This window comes from Brevundimonas sp. FG8, assembly GCF_057808845.1.
This window is the reverse complement of record NZ_JBMDIU010000005.1, coordinates 129,013-148,845: the sequence shown is the minus strand read 5'-3', so window position 1 is coordinate 148,845 and position 19,833 is coordinate 129,013. Positions and strand designations below refer to the sequence as shown.

Annotated in this window: 17 protein-coding genes and 1 tRNA gene; 4 read left to right on the top strand and 14 right to left on the bottom strand. The window is 67.5% G+C overall.

Annotated features, from left to right (window positions below):
- Window positions 1–25: 25 nt before the first annotated feature.
- Both acnD and prpF read left to right on the top strand, forming a co-directional pair.
- Window positions 26–2,650 (top strand): Fe/S-dependent 2-methylisocitrate dehydratase AcnD, encoded by a 2,625-nt coding sequence (gene acnD / locus ACODRV_RS11000; RefSeq protein ID WP_488908338.1) that lies wholly within the window; start codon window positions 26–28, stop codon window positions 2,648–2,650.
- Window positions 2,650–3,855 (top strand): 2-methylaconitate cis-trans isomerase PrpF, encoded by a 1,206-nt coding sequence (gene prpF, locus ACODRV_RS10995; RefSeq protein ID WP_488908337.1) that lies wholly within the window; start codon window positions 2,650–2,652, stop codon window positions 3,853–3,855. Before acnD ends, prpF begins: the two co-directional genes overlap by 1 nt.
- 36 nt (window positions 3,856–3,891) lie before the next feature.
- On the opposite strand, the gene ACODRV_RS10990 is transcribed toward prpF, so the two are convergent.
- The 9 genes from ACODRV_RS10990 to ACODRV_RS10950 form a co-directional block, all read right to left on the bottom strand.
- Window positions 3,892–3,976 (bottom strand) — tRNA-Leu (locus ACODRV_RS10990).
- 195 nt (window positions 3,977–4,171) lie between these two features.
- Window positions 4,172–4,705: a CcdC protein domain-containing protein gene (locus tag ACODRV_RS10985; protein WP_141627749.1), complete on the bottom strand. Its 534-nt coding sequence runs from the start codon at window positions 4,703–4,705 to the stop codon at window positions 4,172–4,174.
- 77 nt (window positions 4,706–4,782) lie between these two features.
- Window positions 4,783–5,796: a fumarylacetoacetate hydrolase family protein gene (locus tag ACODRV_RS10980; protein ID WP_141627748.1), complete on the bottom strand. Its 1,014-nt coding sequence runs from the start codon at window positions 5,794–5,796 to the stop codon at window positions 4,783–4,785.
- A 58-nt stretch (window positions 5,797–5,854) separates the two neighbouring features.
- The gene (locus ACODRV_RS10975) at window positions 5,855–6,619 is read right to left on the bottom strand and encodes a hypothetical protein (protein WP_141627747.1); all 765 of its coding nucleotides are present in this window, start codon (window positions 6,617–6,619) and stop codon (window positions 5,855–5,857) included.
- Between the two features lie 94 nt (window positions 6,620–6,713).
- Window positions 6,714–6,980 carry a hypothetical protein gene (locus tag ACODRV_RS10970; RefSeq protein ID WP_370450970.1) on the bottom strand — a complete coding sequence of 89 codons (267 nt, stop codon included), beginning with the start codon at window positions 6,978–6,980 and terminating at the stop codon, window positions 6,714–6,716.
- Window positions 6,971–7,441 (bottom strand): methyltransferase family protein, encoded by a 471-nt coding sequence (locus ACODRV_RS10965; RefSeq protein ID WP_488908336.1) that lies wholly within the window; start codon window positions 7,439–7,441, stop codon window positions 6,971–6,973. The genes ACODRV_RS10970 and ACODRV_RS10965 overlap by 10 nt, the downstream gene beginning before the upstream one ends.
- A complete protein-coding gene (locus tag ACODRV_RS10960) occupies window positions 7,438–7,803 on the bottom strand; it encodes a cupin domain-containing protein (protein ID WP_488908335.1) in 366 nt (121 codons plus the stop codon). The genes ACODRV_RS10965 and ACODRV_RS10960 overlap by 4 nt, the downstream gene beginning before the upstream one ends.
- On the bottom strand, window positions 7,800–8,954 hold the full coding sequence (locus tag ACODRV_RS10955) for an isoaspartyl peptidase/L-asparaginase family protein (RefSeq protein ID WP_488908334.1): 1,155 nt from the start codon (window positions 8,952–8,954) through the stop codon (window positions 7,800–7,802). The genes ACODRV_RS10960 and ACODRV_RS10955 overlap by 4 nt, the downstream gene beginning before the upstream one ends.
- 54 nt (window positions 8,955–9,008) lie before the next feature.
- Window positions 9,009–9,953 (bottom strand): TroA family protein, encoded by a 945-nt coding sequence (locus ACODRV_RS10950; protein WP_488908333.1) that lies wholly within the window; start codon window positions 9,951–9,953, stop codon window positions 9,009–9,011.
- 164 nt (window positions 9,954–10,117) lie between these two features.
- Between ACODRV_RS10950 and ACODRV_RS10945 the strand changes: the two genes are divergently transcribed.
- The gene (locus tag ACODRV_RS10945) at window positions 10,118–11,842 is read left to right on the top strand and encodes a peptide MFS transporter (protein WP_168196867.1); all 1,725 of its coding nucleotides are present in this window, start codon (window positions 10,118–10,120) and stop codon (window positions 11,840–11,842) included.
- A 217-nt stretch (window positions 11,843–12,059) separates the two neighbouring features.
- Here ACODRV_RS10945 and ACODRV_RS10940 read toward each other — a convergent pair whose 3' ends face one another.
- The 3 genes from ACODRV_RS10940 to ACODRV_RS10930 form a co-directional block, all read right to left on the bottom strand.
- A complete protein-coding gene (locus ACODRV_RS10940) occupies window positions 12,060–13,733 on the bottom strand; it encodes a TonB-dependent receptor domain-containing protein (RefSeq protein ID WP_488908332.1) in 1,674 nt (557 codons plus the stop codon).
- 30 nt (window positions 13,734–13,763) lie between these two features.
- Window positions 13,764–14,141, bottom strand: a complete 378-nt coding sequence (locus ACODRV_RS10935) for a hypothetical protein (protein ID WP_488908331.1) — start codon at window positions 14,139–14,141, stop codon at window positions 13,764–13,766.
- A 160-nt stretch (window positions 14,142–14,301) separates the two neighbouring features.
- Window positions 14,302–16,341: a TonB-dependent receptor plug domain-containing protein gene (locus ACODRV_RS10930; protein WP_488908330.1), complete on the bottom strand. Its 2,040-nt coding sequence runs from the start codon at window positions 16,339–16,341 to the stop codon at window positions 14,302–14,304.
- A 171-nt stretch (window positions 16,342–16,512) separates the two neighbouring features.
- On the opposite strand from ACODRV_RS10930, the gene ACODRV_RS10925 reads away from it, so the two are divergent.
- Window positions 16,513–17,475 (top strand): TraB/GumN family protein, encoded by a 963-nt coding sequence (locus ACODRV_RS10925; protein ID WP_488908329.1) that lies wholly within the window; start codon window positions 16,513–16,515, stop codon window positions 17,473–17,475.
- A 100-nt stretch (window positions 17,476–17,575) separates the two neighbouring features.
- Here the strand turns inward: ACODRV_RS10925 and tldD are convergent, their stop codons facing one another.
- Window positions 17,576–19,006 (bottom strand): metalloprotease TldD, encoded by a 1,431-nt coding sequence (gene tldD, locus ACODRV_RS10920; RefSeq protein ID WP_488908328.1) that lies wholly within the window; start codon window positions 19,004–19,006, stop codon window positions 17,576–17,578.
- Window positions 19,007–19,046: 40 nt separating this feature from the next.
- Window positions 19,047–19,823 (bottom strand): GIN domain-containing protein, encoded by a 777-nt coding sequence (locus ACODRV_RS10915; protein WP_141627738.1) that lies wholly within the window; start codon window positions 19,821–19,823, stop codon window positions 19,047–19,049.
- Window positions 19,824–19,833: the final 10 nt, after the last annotated feature.

Genomic DNA, 19,833 nt, shown 5'->3' with positions numbered 1-19,833 from the left:
CAGACGACGGGACGAGAGTGCTGCCATGAATACCGCCTTCCGCAAGCCGCTGCCGGGTACGGCGCTGGACTATTTCGACACCCGCGCGGCGGTCGAGGCGATCCGGCCCGGGAGCTATGACGGCCTGCCGTATGTTTCGCGCATTCTGGCCGAGCAACTGGTGCGTCGCTGCGCCCCCGCTTCGCTGACCGCCGCCCTGACGCAGATCGTCGAGCGCAAGCGCGATCTGGACTTTCCCTGGTATCCCGCCCGCGTGGTCTGCCACGACATTCTGGGCCAGACGGCGCTGGTCGATCTGGCCGGTCTGCGTGACGCCATCGCCGATCAGGGCGGTGACCCCGCCAAGATCAATCCGGTGGTGCCGACCCAGTTGATCGTCGACCACTCGCTGGCCGTCGAGGCGCCCGGCTTCGATCCCGAGGCCTTCGCCAAGAACCGCGCCATCGAGGACCGCCGCAACGAGGACCGCTTCCACTTCATCGAATGGACCAAGCGCGCCTTCGAGAACGTGGACGTCATCCCGGCTGGCAACGGCATCATGCACCAGATCAATCTGGAGAAGATGAGCCCGGTCATTCAGGCGCGCGACGGCGTGGCCTTCCCCGACACCTGTGTCGGCACCGACAGCCACACACCGCACGTGGATGCGCTGGGCGTCATCGCCATCGGCGTCGGCGGGCTGGAGGCCGAGACCGTCATGCTGGGCCGTCCGTCGATGATGCGCCTGCCCGACATCGTGGGCGTGAAGCTTACGGGGCGTCGTCCTGAAGGCATCACCGCCACTGACATTGTGCTGGCCCTGACCGAGTTCCTGCGCAAGGAGAGGGTCGTCGGCGCCTGGTTGGAGTTCTTCGGCGAAGGGGCGGACAGCCTGACCATCGGCGACCGCGCGACCATCTCGAATATGTGCCCGGAATACGGGGCGACGGCGGCGATGTTCTACATCGATCAACAGACCATTGATTACCTGCGCCTGACCGGCCGGGAGCCCGAACAGATCGCCCTGGTCGAGACCTATGCGAAGACGACCGGCCTGTGGGCTGATGCCCTGAAGAGCGCCGAATACGAGCGGGTGCTGGAGTTCGACCTGTCGACGGTCGAGCGCAATCTGGCCGGGCCGTCGAACCCCCATCGCCGCCTGCCGACCTCGGCCCTGCACGAGCGTGGCGTGGCCGTCGATCTGGAAGGCGCGCGCGCCGAGGAGCGCGAGGGCCTGATCCCGGACGGCGGCGTGATCATCGCCGCCATCACCAGCTGCACCAACACCTCCAACCCGCGCAACGTCGTGGCCGCCGGTCTGGTGGCGAAGAAGGCGCGGGCTTTGGGCCTGGATCGGAAGCCGTGGGTGAAGACGTCGTTCGCCCCCGGCTCCAAGGTCGCGAAGCTGTATCTCGAAGAGGCGGGCCTGCTGTCCGAGCTGGAAGCGCTGGGCTTCGGCATCGTCGGCTTCGCCTGCACCACCTGCAACGGCATGAGCGGCGCGCTGGACCCGGTCATCCAGAAGGAGATCGTGGATCGCGATCTCTACACAACCGCCGTCCTGTCCGGGAACCGCAACTTCGATGGCCGCATCCATCCTTATGCGAAACAGGCCTTCCTCGCTTCGCCGCCGCTGGTGGTCGCCTACGCCATCGCCGGGACCGTGCGTTTCGATATCGAGCGGGACGTGCTGGGCGTCGCGCCGGACGGTTCGCAAATCCGCCTGAAGGACCTTTGGCCCACGGATGCCGAGATCGACGCCATCGTCGGCGAACACGTGAAGCCGGAGCAGTTCCGCAACGTCTATGAGCCGATGTTCGCGCGCCGGACCCACGGCGGCGCGCCGGTCAGCCCGCTGTACGACTGGCGTCCGCAATCGACCTACATCCGCCGTCCGCCCTACTGGGATACGGAGGGTCTCGGCGCCCTTGCCGCCAGCCCGCGCACGCTGAAGGGCATGCGTCCTCTGGCCATCCTGCCGGACAACATCACGACCGATCACCTGTCGCCGTCGAACGCCATCCTGCCGACTTCGGCGGCGGGCGAGTACCTGACTTCGATGGGCGTGCCGGAGGAGGACTACAACTCCTACGCCACCCACCGGGGCGACCACTTGACCGCCATGCGCGCGACCTTCGCCAACCCCCAGCTGGTCAACGAAATGGCCGTGGTCGACGGGGCTGTGAAGAAGGGTTCGCTGGCCCGGCTGGAACCCGATGGCGAAGTCGTCCGCATGTGGGAAGCGATCGAGACCTATCTGGGCCGCCGCCAGCCGCTGATCATCATCGCGGGCGCGGACTATGGGCAGGGTTCGTCGCGCGACTGGGCCGCCAAGGGCGTGCGTCTGGCGGGGGTCGAGGCCATCGTCGCCGAGGGCTTCGAGCGCATCCACCGCACCAATCTGATCGGCATGGGCGTGATGCCGCTGGAGTTCATCAACGGCGTGACCCGTCTGGGGCTGAAGCTGGATGGGACCGAGACCTATGACGTCATCGGGACGCCCGCGCCGGGCGCCGAACTGACGCTGGTCATCCACCGCGCCGACGGTTCGGAAGAGACCGTGCCGGTGAAATGCCGCCTCGACACTGCCGAGGAGGTCTCGATCTACGAGGCCGGCGGGGTGCTTCAACGCTTCGCCCAGGACTTCCTCGACTCGGAGGCCGCCGCCTGATGTCGCACGGTCCGCAAGTTCGCATCCCCGCCACCTACATGCGCGGCGGGACGTCCAAGGGTGTCTTCTTCCGTCTGGAAGACCTGCCCGAGGCCTGCCGGACTCCCGGTCCTGCACGGGACCGGCTGTTCCAGCGCGTGATCGGCAGTCCCGACCCCTATGCCAAGCAGATCGACGGCATGGGCGGGGCGACGTCGAGCACCAGCAAGTGCGTGATCATCTCGCCCAGCGACCGCATGGGACACGACGTCGACTATCTGTACGGACAGGTCTCGATCGACACGGACTTCGTCGACTGGTCCGGCAACTGCGGGAACCTGTCGACCGCGGCAGGCGCCTTCGCCATCCATGCCGGCTATGTCGACGCCGGGCCGGACGGCGTGCGCGAGGTGCGCATCTGGCAGGCCAATATCGGCAAGACCATTATCGCCCACGTTCCGGTCAGCGGCGGCGCGGTTCAGGAGGCCGGCGCCTTCGAACTGGACGGCGTGACCTTCCCCGCCGCCGAGATCGTGCTGGAGTTCCTCGATCCCGCCGACGAGGGCGAGGCCAGTGACGGTGGGGGCGGCGCCATGTTCCCGACCGGCAATCTGGTCGATGAACTTGACGTGCCCGAGACTCTGGTCGCGGGCGGCAAGCTGACGGCGACCCTGATCAACGCGGGCATCCCGACCATCTTCGTCAACGCCGCCGATCTGGGCTTTACAGGGACGGAGCTGCAGGACGCCATCAACGGCGATCCGGCGGTCCTCGCGCGGTTCGAGGCGCTGCGGGCCATCGGCGCCCTGCGCATGGGGCTGATCGAGACGCTGGAAGGCGCGGCGAAGCGCCAGCACACCCCGAAGATCGCCTTCGTCTCCCCGCCGAAGGGCTATGTTTCCTCGAGCGGCAAGACGATCGCGGCGGGCGAGGTGGACCTGCTGGTCCGCGCCCTGTCGATGGGCAAGCTGCACCACGCCATGATGGGCACGGCGGCGGTGGCCATCGGCGCGGCGGCGGCTGTGCCCGGCACTCTCGTCAATCTGGCGGCGGGCGGTGGTGAGCGGAAGGCCGTGCGCTTCGGCCATCCGTCCGGGACGCTGCGCGTCGGCGCCGAGGCGGTGCAGCAGGACGGCGAATGGACCGTCACCCGCGCCATCATGAGCCGCAGCGCGCGCCGCCTGATGGAAGGCTGGGTCTATGTGCCCGGCGAAACCATCGCCTGAAATGCAAAAGCCCGGCCGAAGCCGGGCTTGCGCTGATGGTGCGGGCGGTCGGGCTCGAACCGACACTCCTTGCGGAACCGGATTTTGAGTCCGGCGCGTCTACCAGTTTCACCACGCCCGCACGGACAGGGGTGCAGTGCTCCTAGCGCGCGCCGGGGCGCATTTCAACGACCGCGCCAGAGAGTGTCTTGGGTTTGTGGTCAGGTCGGCGCGCTGAAGCGCGGCAAGCGTCCGCGGCGCGCGGTTCCATCGGCGGACGGAGCCAGGCGTCGCGATGGCCAGGGCGATTGCGGCGGCGGCGAAACGGCGCATGGGATCAGGCCTCGACCTCGACGTGGGCGTCCGTGCCGCCGTGCTGGATGTTGCGGGCGCGGATGAACATCTCGATGCGCTGGGTCACGACCATGGCTGCGGCGAACAGCATGAAGGCCTCGATGATCGCCAGCGGGTTGACGTGCCATTCCGCGGCATGGGCTTCCAGCCAGGGCTCCAGCGCCTTTCGGGCGACCATGACGGCGATAATGATGATCAGGCCGATGGGCGAAGCCTGGGCCTTCAGGGCGCCGTCCGGCTCCTTGTGGATGGTGGTCATCCTGCCGCGCTGCCAACCGAAGGCGGCGCCCAGGCCGATGCCGATGGCGATGATCAGCAGCGAGATCGGGTCCACCGGCAGGGCGTGCCCGCCGCTGGCGCTGATGCCCCACAGACCGGCGCCGATGGCGAGGACGACGATCAGTGGCGAAACCCAGAGGAACTGCGGGCGCAGCGTCCTCGGTCGGCGGTTACGCAGCAGGACAACCGGGATAACAGCCGCGATCACGATCAGCGGGATGAGTTGTTCTGGCGTCACTGAAATGTCCCCCGCCCATCGCCGTCGATCAGCGTGGGCGGGCGGAGATTACGCCGAACGACGCATCGGTAAAGCGGCTAGCCGGCGACCGGGCCGACCGTCTGTTCGATAGCGCCGAAGATGGAGTGATGCTTCTCGTCCAGCATCTCGATGCGGACGGTGTCGCCGTGCTTCAGGAACCCGGTTTCCGGCTTGCCGCGCAGGATCGTCTCCACCGTTCGGACCTCGGCGATGCAGCTGTAGCCTAGACCGCCCTCGGCTACCGGCTTGCCGGGACCGCCGTCTGCGTCACGGTTCGACACGGTGCCCGAGCCGATGACGGTGCCGGCGCAAAGGGCGCGGGTCCTGGCCAGGTGGGCGATCAGGGTCCCGAAGTCGAAGGTCATGTCGACCCCGGCGTCGGCCTTGCCGAAGTCCTCGCCGTTCAACTGGACCGACAGGGTTCCGTGCAGCTTGCCGTCCCGCCAGCGGTCGCCCAGCGCCTCGGGCGTCACGAAGACGGGCGACAGGGCGCTGGCGGGTTTGGACTGGACGAAGCCGAAGCCCTTGCCGAGTTCGGCGGGGATCAGGTTGCGCAGGCTGACATCGTTCACGAGGCCGACCAGACGGATGTGCGTCAGGGCCTCTTCGCGGGTCACGCCCTGCGGCACATCGCCGGTCACGACGACGATTTCGGCTTCAAGATCACAGCCCCAGCTTTCGTCGGCCAGCGGGATCGGATCGCGCGGGTTCAGGAAGCCGTCCGAGCCGCCCTGGTACATCAGGGGATCGGTCCAGAAGCTCTCGGGCATCTCGGCGCCGCGCGCCTTACGGACCAGTTCGACGTGGTTCACATAGGCCGAGCCGTCAGCCCACTGATAGGCACGGGGCAGGGGGCTGGCGGCGTCGCGCTCGTGGAAGCGGCCGCGCGGCACGCCGCCGTGCTCAAGGCTTTCGGCCAGGGCGCGCAGGTCGGGCTCGACCCGGTCCCAGTCATCCAGCGCGGCTTGCAGCGTGGGGGCGATCAGGAAGGCGTCGGTGAACCAGGCGAGATCGCTGGAGACGACGACGAGGCGGCCGTCACGGCCATGCTTGAGCGAGGCGAGTTTCATGCCGCAGGCCTAGCCGGTTTCCTCGCGGGGGGAAACCGGGCGCCGTGTCAGTGGCGGATCAGTCGTGGCTGAGACGCGGGCCGTGGCTGTCGCCGGACAGTTCGGCCAGAGCTTGCCGCAGCTCGCCCTTGCGGGCGCTCGCGTCCCTCCAGTGCTCATTGAAGGCCGCGACGGCCAGACGCAGGGCGTCGGTCTGTTCGCGGCCGGTCATGTCCTTGGGAGGAGCGGGCGGATGGGGCGGGTGTCCGCCGTGGTCGGGTTTCTCGGGTTTGCCCGGAGCCGAGGGCGCGACGTTGATGACGATGTTGGCCGCGGCGGCGGTGGTTGTCGCGCCGGTGGTGTGATCATGGCCGTGGCCTTCAGCCTTGTGGTCGTGATCTGAGGCCTTTTCGTCGTGACCTTTGCCATGGTCGTCGTGGGCGGGCTTGTGGGGTTCTTCCTTTTTCTCCGGATGTTTGCCCGCGATCGCCTTGTCGAGCGCGCCCAGTCCCGCGACGAGCCCGCCCCTGCCGCCTGCGATCGCCAGAACCCCGCCGAGACGGCTCCGGATCACCTTTGCGAGGTGTTCGGCCTTGCCCTTCAGGGCGTTGTCGTCAGCCGTCATGGCGTCCTTGGCGGCGCCGTTGACGGCCTTCCAGATCGCTTCGGAGGCGTCGCCGGTCCTGGGCATCGACTGTCCGCGCAGGAACCAGCCCAGCAATCCCGCGGCCAGCAACAGCAAAATCAACGCGCCCCATAGCACCGGGTCGGCGCCGATCAGGATTGGCGCGTCCAGCGGGGCGCCGGCCGGATCAGCCGCCGGGAAGTCTGCACCGTAGGACATGAAGGCTCCCGCAGAATGATCGAACATCATTCTGCGCGCCCGGCTCCGCTTGGCAACGGGAAAAGGTTAACGGCTTTGTGGATACCGCGCAGGCTCAGCCCGGCGGGTGGATCAGGGCCTTGGCCTCGGCCCCCTCGCGACCGCCGATCAGGCGCACCTCGACCTCGACGGCGATGGCGCCTTCGGGCTGATGGGCCCACAGGTATCGGCGCTCGACCTCGACGTCGCGGCCCGACGGCGCGACGCCCTCATAGGTGTCGCCCCACGGGGTGACGGCCTTCATGTCCGGCCAGGGCAGGGCGCAGGCGGCGTCCAGCTCCTCGATGGCCATCTCGGACAGTTCGTCGTCTTTTACAGCCACCGGCGCACCTTTGATCGATAGGCGTCCCAGCCGGCGCCGAATTTGGCGGACAGATAGGCCTCTTCGCGCAGAACCACAAAGCGGTCGATCACGACCATGCAGGGCAGGATCATCGCCAGTGCGACCCAACTGTCCATGGCGGCGGCGAAGCCGAGGTAGATCAGGGCGAAGCCCAGATAGATCGGGTTGCGGCTGAAGGCGTACAGGCCGTCGGTGGCGAGGGCGGTCGTGGCCTTCCACGGCTCGGGCGGCGTGCCCAGACGGCGGAACCGGCTCAGGGCGGCCATCTCGATCAGCAGGCCGACTATGATCAGGGCGAAGGCGCCGCCTCGCCGAATCTCGGTGCTCAGGCCCAACGCCGGTTCATCGACCAGCGCGCCCAGTCCCCAGCCCGCGAACAGGAAGGCGACATAGATCAGCGGCGGCGGAAATCGGACGGGGCCGGTGGTGTCGGAAGTCATACGGTCTGTCCGGAAGGCGCGGTGAACTCGGATGGCGGGGCGTCGCCGGTGTTGATGACCTCGGACGGTTCGAAGATGATCACCTCGGCCTCCTCATCGGCGGCTGTGCGATGCTCGACGCCGCGCGGGACGACGATGAACTGGCCGGGATCGAGGCTGACGATCCGGTCGCGAAATTCGACCCGGAACCGGCCCTTCCAGACGAGGAACATCTCGTCGGCGTCGGCATGGCTGTGCCAAGGGAAGACGCCCTGCACCTTCACCAGCCGCACGTCCTGCCCGTTCAACTGCGCCGCGATGCGGGGGCGCCAGTGGTCGGAGAAGGCGGCGAACTTTTCAGTCAGGTCGACGGCGGCGGTCACCGGCGGAGCTCTTCGTCGCCGTAGATGGCGACCTGAGCGCGCGTACCGCTGGAGACGGAGCCCCGATACATGCCCGAGGTGTTCATGGCGAACACAGGTTCGCCACCGGCGCCGAGCACAATGACCCCGCCTTCCCCGCCAAGCGCGCCGACTTCGGCGATCTCGGCGTTAGCGGCAGAGTACAACTGCGGAATAAAGCCGAGGTCGGTGCATGCTTCGGAGTTGCAGGTCGAAAGCGCGATCAGAGCCCTGTCACGGTCGGTGTGTTGTTCCTCGGTCATGCGGAACTCAAGCCCGACCCGCGCACAGATATCCCGCGCCACCGTCGCCCGGATGAAATACTCGCCCGAGCCCGTCGCCGAGACGGCGCAGCCGTCGGCGTTGGAGGCATAGGTGCCGGCGCCGATGACCGGCACGTCGCCGACGCGCCCCCACCGTTTGGCGGTCATGCCGCCGGTGGAGGTGCCCGCCGCCAGACGGCCTTCCTGATCCAGCGCGACCGCGCCTACGGTGCCGAATTTGCGCTCGTTCAACGGGGGGGCAGGCAGGTCGGCCATGGCGCCGGGCGCGGCGCCCGCGGGACGCGGCGGGATGGGCAGGTTCAGTCGGCGCAGCTCGCGCTCCAGCCCCTGCCAGCGGCGCTCGGTGAAGAAGAAGCCGGGATCCACCTGCTCCAGCCCGACCGAGGCGGCGAAGCTGTCTGCGCCGGGTCCGATCAGCATGACGTGCGGTGACTGCTCCATCACAGCTCGCGCGGCGGCGATGGGATGGCGGGTGGTGGTCAGGCCCGCGACCGAACCGGCGCTCAGGGTGGAGCCGTCCATGATCGCCGCGTCCAGCTCGTTGCGGCCCTCGGCGGTGAAGACGGCGCCGCGTCCGGCGTTGAACAGCGGGTCGTCCTCCATGATCTGGATCGCGGCCTGCACCGCGTCCATGGCCGAGCCGCCGCTGGACAGGATGGCCTGCCCGACCTCCAGCGCACGGTGCAGGGCGGCGCGATAGGCTGCGTCCTGTTCGGGCGTCAGGCTGTCTCGCTCGATCACACCGGCGCCGCCGTGAATGGCGAAAGACCAGCGGGGCGGCTCCTGGGCAAAGGCGGGCGCGGCGATCAGGGCGAAGGCGGTCGCGAGGGCGATACGGAGACGGTTCATGGCCGCAACCTCGACCAGCGGAGCCGTGAACTCAAGCGCGCGCCTCGCCGCGCGTCAGATCAGCCACTTGGGCATCAGGATTTCCGCCGGGGCCATGCCATAGAGGCGGCGGCTCAGCATCGCCAGCCGTGTCGAGGCGCGGTCGCTCGGCTGGGCCATCCAGGCGCAGCCCAGCAGGCGGTTCACCGACGGCGGGCGGTCGATCCAGCCGAAGGGCCGATCCGGCATCAGCAGCAGGCGGCGACGGCTTCCATCCCGGCGGCGACGCCAATGGGGATCGTTGCGGACGGCCCGTGCGAAGTCGGCGCTCAGGGTGACCAGCACCTCGGGGTCCCAGTCCATCACCTGTTCATAGGCCACCCGGCCCACGCCATCGCCGTTGCTTCCGACGGCGACATTGGTCCAGCCGGCGCCTTCGAGGACCTCCGTGGCCAATGCGCCGCGGAATCCGGTCTGCAGTCCGTCTGCGCCCCGGGCGTAGTAGAAGCTAGGCCCGGCCGTGTGGCGACGCCAGTCCGCGATGATCCGCTCTGCGTCCTCGGCCAGCGATTGGCCGCGCTCGTGATCGTCCAGCAGTCGCCCGGCCTGACGGAAGGCGGCGGGAATCAGGTGCAGGGCGCCGTCTATCATCGCCCAAGGCACGCCCAAGGCCTCGCTCGCTGCCCGTCCGTTCGCCACGACATCGGGATCGGTGTCGCCATAGTCGAGGATCAGACGGGGGCGCAGCGCTGACAGGGACGAGGTCGTGGCCATCAGGCCCGGTCCTGACAGCCCGCCCAGTTCCGGCAGGTCAGCCGCGCCGGCGGCCAGTCCTGTCAGGCAGTCAGGGTCGAGCCTTCGTGGCCACCCGGCCAGTCGCCCCCGCGCCACGGCCCAGATCAGCACGGCCGCCGGCTGACCGGCCGCGATGACGTTCCGCTGCTCCGTGGGCGCGCGGGAGCAGGCGGCGACGGTGAATGTCGCTCCCATTCCGATCAGGGTCATGCGCCGCGTGGTCATTCAGGTCTCGCCTGCCTTCAGAGGTTTCGCGCCTATCCTGCACCGACGGCGCAGCACAAGCCGCTTTCGACCAATTTACCCTTAACCCTTGTGGCCAGTTGCTCCGCGTGCTGCTTATGCGCCCATCGCGTCAGGTGGGGCGCAAGCATTATGGGAGTTGGCCGTTGAGTACGACGGACGCCGGGGGCGAGCTTAGCGCTTCGCCCCGCAAGACGTTTCTGGGACATCCGCGCGGGCTGGTGGTTCTGTTCTTCACCGAGATGTGGGAGCGCTTCTCCTACTACGGCATGCGGGCCCTGCTGGTCCTCTATCTGACGCAGCACTTCCTGTTCGGCCCGGCAGAAGCCCAAGGCATCTACGCGGCCTACGCGGCCATGGTTTACCTGATGCCGGTGATCGGCGGCATGATCGCCGACCGGTATCTCGGATCGCGCAAGGCGGTCATCATCGGCGCCGTGCTTCTGGTGGCCGGCCACTTCACGATGGCGTTCGAAGGCTCCGGCGGCAAGGAACGCCTGACCATCGGCTCCACTGTCTATGAACTGCAGGTCGAAGGCCGTGACCAGAACCGCAAGATCTTCGCGGTCAATGGCGCCGAACGGACGCAGGTCACCATCGCGCCGGAAGGCGTGACGGCGGTCGGAACGCCCGCGGGCGATCTGCCGGCCTTCACTCCGGCCGGAAGCTACTCGACCGAAAAGACCCGCGACCTGAAAGTCGGCGAGCCTCTGCTCTTCCTGGCCCTGTCGCTGATCATCGTCGGCGTGGGCTTCCTGAAGGCCAATATCTCGACCGTCGTCGGCGCCCTGTATGAGCAGAACGATCCGCGTCGCGACGGTGGCTTCACCATCTTTTACGTCGGCATCAACCTGGGTTCGTTCCTCGCCACCGCGGCGTGTTCCTACCTCGGTTTCACCTATGGCTGGGCCTATGGCTTCGGCCTCGCGGGCATCGGCATGCTGCTCGGGCTGCTGACTTTCATCTTCGGCCAGTCGTGGCTGGAAGGTCGCGGTGGACCGCCGGTTCCGGTTCAGGGACGTTCGATCCTGGGCGTGCCGCTGGTGCCCTTCTTCTGGATCGCCGGCATCGTCGCCGTCTTCCCGACCTGGCTGCTGATGCAGCGCCACGAGATCATCCAGGCGATCCTGCTGCCGATCGCCGGCCTGACCTTCCTCGGCGTCGTCGGCTTCACGGTCTTCGGCCTGAAGGGCGCAGAGCGTTCGCGCATGCTGGTCGCCCAGGTCCTGATCTTCTTCTCGGTCCTGTTCTGGGCTCTGTTCGAGCAGGCGGGCTCCTCGCTGACCCTGTTCGCTGACCAATCGACCCAGATGCCGTCGTGGTTCAACGCCGGTTACACCCAGATGTTCAACCCGGGCATCATCGTTATCGGCGGCCCGATCGTCGCTGCCTTGTGGGTCTGGCTCGGCAAGCGTAACCGTGAACCGTCGACCCCGGTGAAGTTCGCGGCGGCCCTTGCCTTCGTCGGCGCCGGCTTCCTGCTATTGGCTTGGGCTTCGGGCAATGCGGCCAACGTGGACTTCCGCGTTCCGCTGCTCTTCCTGTTCCTGACCTACTTCCTGCACACTGTCGGCGAGCTCTGCCTTTCGCCGGTGGGCCTGTCGATGATCACCAAACTGTCGGTGGCGCGCGTGGTTGGTCTGATGATGGGCGTGTGGTTCCTGTCCAGCTCCGTGGCGCACATCGTCGCCGGCTGGATCGCCGCCGCCACCGCCACCGACACCGTCGCGGGCGTTGTCACCAACCCGGCTCTGGCGCTGCAGACCTATGGCTCGATTTTCAGCACCATCGGCTGGACCGGCGTCGGCGTGGGGGTCTTCCTGCTGCTCATCTCGCCGCTGCTCAAGAAGGGCATGGCGGGCATTCACTGATCGCCTGATCAGGACGGAAACGGAAAGGGCGGAGCGTCGCGGCTCCGCCCTTTCTTTTTTTGCGCTATCGCTCGCGACGCGGTCGCTCGCTGCTTGAGCGCGCTTCCTTTGCGAAATCGCTCGTGACGCGGGCGTTCGCTGCTTGAGCGCATTTCGGGCCGTGGCTCCCCCCACCCGCGCTCAAGCAGCGAGCCGCCGCGCGGCGAGCGATAGCGCCCTAAAATGTCTTACGGACCTGCAGATACAGCCAGGGACTGGCTTCGGTCTGACGGACCTCACGCCCGCTGATCGGGGCGACGTCGCGGGGGCCGCTGTAGAGCAGGCGGTCATAGCCCTGCTTTTGATCCGTGGCGTTACCCAGATCGACACGCAGGGTCAGGTCGTCGCGCGGTTTCCACTGGCCATAAATCAGCACGAACGGGTCCTCACGCGAGGCGCGGATTTCCCGAACCCGGAAGGTGCGGCCCTTGTCCGTATTGCAGCCATGCTCGAAGCCGTAAGACCAGCGTCCGCCGTTCAGATCGTGATTGAAGTTCACCTCGCAACCGAAGGCCTGACTGCCCTGGAAGCGGCGGTTTTCGCCGGTGACCGGGGCGGTGACCTCACTCCACGCCCAGGTCGTGCGGACGTGCAGGCGTGCGTTGGGAACCCCCAGTTTGTCGAACGGCAGTGTGACCCGCAGGCGGAAGAAGCCGGAGGTTCCGTCGCCGATATTGCCGACGCCGTCGAAGCCGCCGGCCAGCGGAATGACGTCGACCACATCCTCGATCTCGGCGTGCTGGAGGGTCGCGTCGAACACGCCGTCATTCCAGAACCGGCGCTCGTACAGCGCCTCGAACACCGTTTCCTGCTGGGGCGCCAGGTCCGGGTTGCCGGCTTCCACTTCGCCGATGTCTATGTCCGCCGAGGCGACGAAGTCGTCGAAGTCCAATTGGCCCACATCCCGCTCGACCCGGAAGCGGAACTGGTGACCCGCGCCGGGCGTCCAGGTCGCCTGCAGACGGGGCTTGGCGTAGGTGAAGGTCTTGCTGGTGTTGCTGTCGCCGGTCTGGCTGATCTCCGACGCCTCGATGCGCAATCCGGCCTCCACGGTGAACTCCGGCGACGGTCGCCAGGTCGCCTGACCGAACACTTCGCCGCGCAGCTCCTCGACCCGCACGGAGGCCGAGGGCAGGGGGATGGGCACGCCGTTCTCGGCGTAGGTCGTGGCGCTGTCGAGGACGTTCCACGCCGCCTCGCCGCCCCCCTCGAACGCCCACTGATCCGTCGGACGGAAACGCAGGGCGCCGCGCAGGATGCTTTCGCCCGCCGTGGCGTCCGAGGTGAAGGTCTCGTTGTCGCCGCCCCCGGTCGAAACGCCGACGTACTCCTCGGTCTCGTACCGCTGCAGTCCGGTCAGTTCGAGCGCCGAACGCGGGCCCAGATCGCGAACCCAGTTCACACCGAGCTCGCCGTCCAGCGACTGTTCGCTCTCCTCGTTCCGGCTGTCGGCGCCGACGCCTGAAAGGATGCGAACGGCTTGTCGATCATCGTTGTCGCTCAGGCCCAGCAGTGCGTTGACCCGAAGCCGTCCACCACCCAGTCGCCGCTGCAAGGCGCCCGTCGCGCGCAGGTTCCTGTACCGGTCCCAGCGGTCCAGTTCGGCGTCCTGCGTCAGGTTTCCGGCCGCGTCATAGCGGCGGCGGAAGCCGGGGCCTGTACCATCGGTGCGGTCGCTGGCGGCGCTGATCTCGGCCTCGATCTGCTCATCACCCTCGCGGCGGGACCAGCCGAACAGCAGGGTCGGACCAAGATAGCCGTCGGGGTAGGCATAAGCGTTGATCTCCAGCACCCGTTCGGTTGTCACGGCGCGGACCAGAACCACATTGGCGACGACCGGATGGCCGCGCATGTCGACGCCCGGCGCGCCGCCGCGGATCAGTTAGATCCGCGCCACCGAGGCGGCGGATATACGGCCCAGAACGCTGCCCAGTCCGTCTGTCTTGCTGGAGGGAAGCTGTCCGTCGATCAGCACATTGCCGGAGGCGCCCGCCAGGCCGCGAGTGTCGCTGTCGCCGCCGCTGAACGAGAAGCCCGGCAGGCGGGTGATCATATCCCAGGCGGTGTTGGGTCGGCTGGCGGCGAAGAAGGCCGGTTCAAAGATCAACACTCCGCGCTGGGCGGCGTCCACTTCGGGCGCTTCGCCCGCAGGTCCGGCGGGGCGCGGCGCCTCGGCCACGCTCGCAGGCGCGACCTGAGCCATGGCCGGAACTGCAAGAACGGACGCCGCGACGCCCGCAAGCCAGATGGCCTTGCGCATGTGAACCCCCCGTTTTGGGGGACCTATGCCCGGACCGCCGGACCTTCGCCAGTTACAAGCGGGAAAGTGAGGCGCGATCACCGAAAAGGGGCGGCGGAGGGTAAGGGAACCTCCGCCGCCGTCCAGCTCCGGCCATTCAGGGGCGCGGCCGGAGCCGATGTCAGAACGTCTTGCGCAGACGGATCTGGTAGAAGGTGCGGGGGTCGATCTCGCGCGTTTCGATGTAGGAGATCGGCCGGCTGACCCGATCACCGTAAGCGATGCGCTCCTGGTCGAAATTGTCCCAGATGTTGATCTGGGCCCGGATCGACAGGGTCGGGGTCGGCTTGTACTCGGCCCAGGCTTCGAAATAGTCCCGTCCACGCCAGCTGAACCGCTGGTCCGGGTCGAAGCTGGTCTGACCCAGCAGCGGGATCCAGGCGCCGCCCCACTGCAGTTTCCACGACGTGATGTCCTGGGCGATCGTGAAGGTCGCCTGCGTGCTGCGGACGTTCGAGATCGGCCGGGCTTCGCCGGTGGTCGGGTCGGTGACTTCGGTCTGGTTCCAGGTGTTGCGGAAACCCAGACGTCCGCCGGTGAAACCGGCCCAGTCCATCGGCACCAGAACGTTCACGGCCAGTTGGTCCAGCGTGCCGTCGCCGATGTTGCCGACCGCCGACAGGCCGTCGTCCAGCGGGATGACGTCGATGGCGTCGACGATCTCGTCATGGCGCAGGCCGATGCTGACGATGCCGTCGCCCAGGAAGCGACGCTCATAGATCAGTTCGCTGATCCAGCGTTGCTCGGGCTCCAGGTCGATGTTGCCGCCGAAGACGTTCTCATCCTCCAGATCGGCCGAGGCGGCGAAGTCGCCGAAGTCCAGCTGACCCACTTCACGCTCGAAGCGCAGGCGGAACTGGTTGTTTGGCATCGGCGTCCAGGTCGCCAGCAAACGGGGTTTGGGGAAGAAGAAGCTCTTCTCCTGATCGGCGTCGCCGGATTGGGTGATTGTCGAGGCCTCCATCCGCAGGCCGCCTTCGATGGTCAGGTCGTCACGCACCCGCCAGGTGCCCTTGCCGAAGACCTCGCCACGCGTTTCCTCAACCTTGACCGAAGCCGAGGGCAGGGGGACCGGCGTGCCGCCGATGCTGAAGGCCTGCTCGGTCTCAAGCATGTTGTAGGCGACCTCGCCGCCGAACTCCCACGTCAGCTTCGGCGATTGCTCGAACCGGATCAGGCCGCGCAGGATGGTCTCGGACGCATTGCCGTCGGACTCGAAGCGTTGCTCGGGGCTATCCACGCCCGACAGGCGGGTCCGGTTTGTCGAGACGGCGTCGAAGTCGCTGAACTCGTGGATGAAGCGGGTTTCCAGATTGAACCGGCTGCTCAGCGGGCGGGTATAGACCGCGCCGAACTCACCGCTGGAGCCGTCCTCGGCGTACAGGCTCTCGCGCCGGACCGTCGGCGAGGTCTGCAGGTTGATGCCTTCGTAGTCGTTGAGGCCGTAACGCGCCGTCAGGTCGATCTTCCCGCCCAGGAACGGGCTGGCGTAGTTGACCCGGACCGACTGGCCGCCGCCCTTCTGGTCGTTGAAATAGTCCTCGTCGCGGATAATCGTCCCCGCGCCGTTGCGGCGGATGACCGGACCCGTGCCGTTGGAGTCGCTCATCGACAGGCCGTCGCTCAGGGTGAAGCCCCACGTCCGGTCGCCGTCGCGGGCGGTGAACTGGACCGAGCCGCCATAGACGTCCTGACCGCCTTCAAACAGGACGGCGTTTCCGGTGACGATGGTCTGCTGGCTGGCCTGGCTGCGGGTGACGACATTCACCACGACCGAGAAGCCCTGCATATCTATGCCGGGCGCGCCGCCGCGGATCAGTTCGATCCGCTCGACATTGCTTGCCAGTGTCCGGCCCAGAACGTTCGAGCCCGAGTCGTTCTTCGAGGCGGGCCGTGAGCCGTTGATCAGGACGTTGCCGACCGAGCCCTCGAAGCCCCGGCTGCCGTCACCGTCAGAGACGCTGAAGCCCGGCACCCGGTTGACCATGTCCAAGGCGGTGGTCGGGCGCTGGTCGGCGAAGAAGTCCGGGGTGAACACCAGCACGCCCTGCTGTCCGGCTTCGGGCTGGACGGATTGCGGTGCGGGGGGCGGCGTCTGCGCGGCGGCCGCGCCGGCGCCCAGAACCAGCGCCGTGGTCGCCATCAAAATGGTCTTGGTCATTGCGGAACTCCCCTCGTCATGTGACGAGAGGTGTGGCCGCATGAGCCGCCTGTCTCCAGTTACAACACGGACAGGTGGATTAAATCGGAGACAGCATTACAGGGCTGTCATTTTGGTGTTCTGATCTTGTCTGCGCAATACTGTCTTTCATCAAGTCTAACGGGTGGCATCATGAAGTCCGTCGCGGTTGTTGCATCGATCCTTCTGACCCTCGCTCCGGTCGCTTCGCCGGCCATCGCCCAGACGGCGCCTCCGGTCACGCAGGACGATGCCGTCGAACTCGACGAGGTCGTGGTGCTGGCCCGCCGCTCGGGCGCGCCGATGTGGACGGTGACGCGGGGCGACACGACCCTGATCCTCGTCGGTTCCATCCGCAGCATTCCGCGCGACGTGACCTGGCATCCGGATGCGCTGGAGGAAGCCGCCGCGAAGGCGGATTTGATCCTGCTGCCGCAGGAAGGGCGGGCCTCTTTCAGCGATCTGCTGCGGGTCATCTGGCGCATGCGCACCATCAGCCAACTGCCCGGCGACACGACGACCGCCGACTATCTGTCGCCGGAGTATCAGGCGCGGCTGGAAGCCCTGATGGCGGGCGACCGCAATCAGGACTGGCGGCGCAAGAGCCTGCTCATGCTCGGTCTCGACCTGATGCAGGACAAGGCCGGCTTCCGCGCGGGCCGGGAAGGACAGGACGCTATCGACGTGGTTCGGCGGGCGGGCCGCCGGGCGCGTACAGACATGCGGCCGGTCGGCATCGTGCGCGGGGATGAGATGGTCGAGAGCCTGATCTCGGCGCCCCAGACCGTGCACGTTCCCTGCGTAGAGCGCGCCATCGCCGCCGCCGAGGCCGGGCCGGAGTCCTCGCGGGACCGGGCCATCGACTGGCGGGCCTTCCGGGTGCCGGAGGTGGTCAACTCGCCCATTGAGCAGGCGCTGAACGTCTGCTGGCCGTGGGGCGACCCGGAGCTGGCCCCACAACTGCATCAGCAATGGGCGGCGGCGGTCGAGACCGCCATGATCTCGCCCGGCACCACCATGGGCGTCGCCCCGGTCCGTCTGCTGGCCGAGGAGGGCGGCGTTCTGGACAGCCTGAAGGCGCGCGGGTTCGAGATCGTCGGGCCGGAGTGGAAGTGAAGCCGGGGATTAGGGACTAGGGATTGGGGATTGGGTCTCGGTTCAGACCTGTTGGTCGCCCGTTTGGCGCCGACAATCCCTAATCCCTAATCCCTAATCCCTAGACCGCTGTCCCGCCCACCGTCAGTCCGCCGATCTTCAGCGAGGGCTGACCGATGCCTACCGGCACGCCCTGACCGGCCTTGCCGCAGACACCGACGCCCGGATCGAACGCGAAGTCGTCGCCGATCATCTGAACCTGCGTCAGGGCCGTGGCGCCGTCGCCGATCAGGGTCGCGCCGCGCACCGGGGCGGTGATCTTCCCGTCCTCGATCAGATAGGCCTCCGTGCACTGGAACACGAACTTGCCGTTGGTGATGTCCACCTGCCCGCCGCCGAAGTTCGCGGCGTAGAGGCCGCGCTTCGTGTTGCCGATCATGTCGGCCTTCGAATCCTTGCCGCCTTCCATGAAGGTGTTGGTCATGCGCGGCATGGGCATGTGGGCGAACGACTGGCGGCGGCCGTTGCCGGTGGCCTTGGTGTTCAGCTGGCGCGCCGAAAGGCGGTCGTGCATCAGCCCGACCATGATGCCGTCCTCGATCAGGACGGTGCGGTTGGTCGGCGTGCCCTCGTCGTCGATGGTCAGGGAGCCCCGGCGACCGGCGATGGATCCGTCGTCCACCACGGTCACGCCCGGGGCCGCCACGCGCTTGCCCATCATGCCGGTGAAGACCGACGAACCCTTGCGGTGAAAATCCCCTTCGAAGCCGTGGCCGATGGCTTCGTGTAGCAGGACGCCGGGCCAGCCGGCGCCCAGAACCACATCCATCTCGCCCGCCGGGCAGTCGATGGCCTCCAGGTTGACCAGGGCCTGACGCAGAGCCTCATCGACCTGCGCCTGCCAGCGGTCCGGAGCCACCCAGGCCTCGAAGCCCGCGCGACCGCCCGCGCCGGACGAGGCGCTCTCGCGCTTGCCGTCCTTCTCGACGGTGACGGAGACGTTCAGGCGCACCAGCGGGCGCATGTCGCGCATCAGGCGGCCATCGCCGCGCAGGATCTCGATCTGGCGATGCTCGCCGACCAGTGAAGCCGAGACCTGTACGACGCGCGGATCGCGGGCGCGGGCCCAGGCGTCGATCTCAGCCAAAAGGGCGATCTTGTCGGAGAAGGCGGGGGAGGCGAGGGGATCGACCTCGTCATAGAGTTTGCGATTGGTCGCCTGCGGGGCCTCGGCGGCGATCCCGGCGTGGCCCGACTTGGCCAGGGCCGCGCTGTCGGCGGCGCGGCGCAGGGCCGGGGCGCTGATCTCGTTGGCGTGGGCGTAACCGGCGGTCTCGCCGGCGACGACGCGCAGGCCGAAGCCTTCGGTCGCGTCATAGGCCGCGGACTTCAGACGGCCGTCGTCGAAAACGAGCGACTCCGACTCGGATCGCTCCAGAAACAGTTCGCCGTCATCGGCTCCGGTCAGGGCGTCCTGAAGGATCGAGAGGGCTTCGTCTGCGCCGACCTCGGCGCTGTCGAGGATGGCGGGCGGGGAAACGAGGACGGTCATGCTCCCTAATTAGGGGCTGACCGTCCCCGCGTCACCATGGCTACTCGAACTCGACTTCACCCCAGCCGGTGATGGTCTGGTTCACCTGGGAGGGATTGCGCGTCAGGGTGACGTCGCCATGCCCCGAGATGTCGATGTCGGCGCGGGCGGTCGGTCCGACGCTGACGTCGCCCCTGCCGGTCACCGTAACCGCCGCCTCGTCCAGCAGCAGGCGGGACAGGTTGATGTCCCCGTCGCCGTTCACGGCTACCGTCGCCTTGTCCGTCCGGCCCTCGACATTGATCCGGCCTTCGCCCTGGGTCGTGACCATGAGCGTCGGCTGGTCATAGCCGCGCACCCGCAGGACGCCGTTGTCGCCCGTCTCGAAAGTGGTCACCGAGGGGGCGGTGACGACGATCCGCAGGTTCTCGGACTCGCTCCACACCCGGATGCTGCTTCCCGACCAGCGGATGTAGCCACGGTCTTGGCGGTCATCGCTGATCATGGTCAGGCGACCGTCTGCGAAGCGGATGCTGTCGACGATGTCCTTCGGGCCGGTGATCTGGATGCCGGCCTGATCGCCCTGCACGTAGGAGACCTCGCCGGGGACGTCGATCGACAGGCTGTCGCCGCCGGACCAGGCGATGGTCTTGCTGATGTCGGGCTGAACCTGCCCCCGTTCGAAGCGGAAGCTGGAGTCGCCGGGACCGTCGTCGGTGACGACCCATGTCCAGTCGTGCTTGCGGACGTCATTGCCCACCAGGGCGGCGGCGCCGCCGAGACCGAGCAGCGACAGCAGAAAGCCGATGCCGGTGATGACCAGTAGATTGCGCATCATGTCAGGTCCT

Excerpts from the sequence above, each read along its gene's own strand:
- acnD (WP_488908338.1), top strand. The coding sequence starts at position 26 with ATGAATACCGCCTTCCGCAAGCCGCTGCCGGGTACGGCGCTGGACTAT.
- prpF (WP_488908337.1), top strand. The coding sequence starts at position 2,650 with ATGTCGCACGGTCCGCAAGTTCGCATCCCCGCCACCTACATGCGCGGC.
- ACODRV_RS10980 (WP_141627748.1), bottom strand. The coding sequence starts at position 5,796 with ATGAAACTCGCCTCGCTCAAGCATGGCCGTGACGGCCGCCTCGTCGTC.
- ACODRV_RS10975 (WP_141627747.1), bottom strand. The coding sequence starts at position 6,619 with ATGTCCTACGGTGCAGACTTCCCGGCGGCTGATCCGGCCGGCGCCCCG.
- ACODRV_RS10965 (WP_488908336.1), bottom strand. The coding sequence starts at position 7,441 with ATGACTTCCGACACCACCGGCCCCGTCCGATTTCCGCCGCCGCTGATC.
- ACODRV_RS10955 (WP_488908334.1), bottom strand. The coding sequence starts at position 8,954 with ATGAACCGTCTCCGTATCGCCCTCGCGACCGCCTTCGCCCTGATCGCC.
- ACODRV_RS10950 (WP_488908333.1), bottom strand. The coding sequence starts at position 9,953 with ATGACCACGCGGCGCATGACCCTGATCGGAATGGGAGCGACATTCACC.
- ACODRV_RS10940 (WP_488908332.1), bottom strand. The coding sequence starts at position 13,733 with ATGCGCGGCCATCCGGTCGTCGCCAATGTGGTTCTGGTCCGCGCCGTG.
- ACODRV_RS10935 (WP_488908331.1), bottom strand. The coding sequence starts at position 14,141 with ATGCGCAAGGCCATCTGGCTTGCGGGCGTCGCGGCGTCCGTTCTTGCA.
- ACODRV_RS10930 (WP_488908330.1), bottom strand. The coding sequence starts at position 16,341 with ATGACCAAGACCATTTTGATGGCGACCACGGCGCTGGTTCTGGGCGCC.
- ACODRV_RS10925 (WP_488908329.1), top strand. The coding sequence starts at position 16,513 with ATGAAGTCCGTCGCGGTTGTTGCATCGATCCTTCTGACCCTCGCTCCG.
- tldD (WP_488908328.1), bottom strand. The coding sequence starts at position 19,006 with ATGACCGTCCTCGTTTCCCCGCCCGCCATCCTCGACAGCGCCGAGGTC.
- ACODRV_RS10915 (WP_141627738.1), bottom strand. The coding sequence starts at position 19,823 with ATGATGCGCAATCTACTGGTCATCACCGGCATCGGCTTTCTGCTGTCG.